Source organism: Falsiroseomonas sp. RANM36 (genome assembly GCF_056682175.1).
Genome location: NZ_JBWXTD010000002.1, coordinates 170,568 through 171,701 on the forward strand (window position 1 = coordinate 170,568; position 1,134 = coordinate 171,701).

Here is a 1,134-nt window from a genome sequence, read left to right on the forward strand (position 1 = left end):
GGGGCGGGGGGGGGGGGGGGGGGGGGGGGGGGGGGGGGGGGGGGGGGGGGGGGCCGCCCCCCCCCCCCCCCCCCCGCATGGCAGGCAGGATCTAGATGTTCGCTTACGTCGTCCGGCGCGTGCTGGCGACCATCCCCGTCATGGCGGTGGTGGCGCTGTTCGTGTTCTCCCTTCTCTACATCGCGCCCGGCGACCCGGCGGCGGTCATCGCCGGCGACCAGGCGACGCCGCAGGATGTCGAGCGCATCCGCGAGAGCCTCGGCCTGGACCGTCCCTATCTGGTGCGCTTCGGCGCCTGGGTCTGGGACATCCTGCGCGGCGACCTCGGCGTCTCCATCTTCACCAACCTGCCGGTCAGCACGATGATCGCCCAGCGCATCGAGCCGACGCTGTCGCTGATGGTGGTCACGCTGGTGCTGGCGATCAGCATCGCCGTGCCGATGGGCGTCGTCGCGGCCTGGAAGCAGGGCACGCTGATCGACCGCGCGGTGATGGCCTTCGCCGTGCTCGGCTTCTCGGTGCCGGTCTTCGTGGTCGGCTACCTGCTGGCCTACTACTTCGCGCTGGAATGGGACCTGCTGCCGGTGCAGGGCTACACGCCCTTCTCGGAGGGGTTCTGGCCCTGGCTCGAGAACCTGGTGCTGCCCGCGATCGCGCTCGGATCGGTCTATATCGCGCTGATCGCGCGCATCACGCGCGCCACCATGCTCGAGGTGCTGCAGCAGGACTACATCCGCACCGCGCGGGCCAAGGGCGTCGGCCAGCGATCCATCCTGTTCATGCACGCGCTGAAGAACGCCGCGGTGCCGATCGTGACCGTCATCGGCATCGGCATCGCGCTGCTGATCGGCGGCGCGGTCGTGACCGAGAGCGTCTTCGCCATCCCCGGCCTCGGCAGGCTGACTGTGGATGCGATCCTGCGGCGCGACTACCCGGTGATCCAGGGCGTCGTGCTGCTGTTCAGCTTCGTCTACGTGCTGGTGAATCTCGCCATCGACCTGCTCTACACCCTGTTCGACCCGAGGATCCGGTATTGAGCACGCTCGTCTCCCCGGGCGGGGGGGGGCCCCCCCCCCCCCCCCCCCGGCGGGGGCCGCCCACCCCCCCCCCCGCACCCGGGGCCCCCCCCCCCCC

General features: G+C 71.6%; 1 protein-coding gene. It reads left to right on the forward strand.

Annotated features, from left to right (window positions below; genetic code table 11):
• Positions 1–95 precede the first annotated feature (95 nt).
• The gene (locus tag AC1MIR_RS01710) at positions 96–1,037 is read left to right on the forward strand and encodes an ABC transporter permease (RefSeq protein WP_480026459.1); all 942 of its coding nucleotides are present in this window, start codon (positions 96–98) and stop codon (positions 1,035–1,037) included.
• Positions 1,038–1,134: the final 97 nt, after the last annotated feature.

Excerpts from the sequence above, each read along its gene's own strand:
- AC1MIR_RS01710 (WP_480026459.1), top strand. The coding sequence starts at position 96 with ATGTTCGCTTACGTCGTCCGGCGCGTGCTGGCGACCATCCCCGTCATG.